The organism is Paenibacillus maysiensis (assembly GCF_000520815.1).
Classification (GTDB): domain Bacteria; phylum Bacillota; class Bacilli; order Paenibacillales; family Paenibacillaceae; genus Paenibacillus; species Paenibacillus maysiensis.
The window spans coordinates 1-437 of the sequence record NZ_ASRY01000054.1; the positions used below are offsets into that span (position 1 = coordinate 1).

Here is a 437-nt window from a genome sequence, read left to right on the forward strand (position 1 = left end):
TTTCGGATCCAGTTTTCAGGGTGTAACACCTTGAAATTACGCTTGGTATTCTATTTCACTGTGGTGATATATAGAGTAACGCGCGGAATTTTTGCTAAGTGAGTCCATTTATATGGAGAGATACCCAAGTGGCTATAAGGGGACCCTCTGCTAAGGGGTTAGACTGCGAAAGTGGTGCGAGGGTTCGAATCCCTCTCTCTCCGCCATTTAGGACAAGCTGGCGAAATATTATGTTATGGCGGTGTAGCTCAGCTGGCTAGAGCGTACGGTTCATACCCGTGAGGTCGGGGGTTCGATCCCCTCCGCCGCTACCATACATACCCAGGAGGCTTAGCTCAGCTGGGAGAGCATCTGCCTTACAAGCAGAGGGTCGGGGGTTCGATCCCCTCAGCCTCCACCATTGTGCCGGTGTAGCTCAACTGGTAGAGCAACTGACT

Annotated in this window: 3 tRNA genes; all 3 read left to right on the plus strand. The window is 51.5% G+C overall.

What is annotated here, in order from left to right:
• Positions 1-114: 114 nt before the first annotated feature.
• The 3 genes from L696_RS0103930 to L696_RS0103940 all read left to right on the plus strand — a co-directional run bounded on the left by L696_RS0103930 (position 115) and on the right by L696_RS0103940 (position 400).
• Positions 115-206 (plus strand) — tRNA-Ser (locus tag L696_RS0103930).
• 31 nt (positions 207-237) lie between these two features.
• Positions 238-314: transfer RNA gene (locus L696_RS0103935), tRNA-Met, on the plus strand.
• 10 nt (positions 315-324) lie between these two features.
• Positions 325-400, plus strand: a tRNA-Val gene (locus tag L696_RS0103940).
• Positions 401-437: the final 37 nt, after the last annotated feature.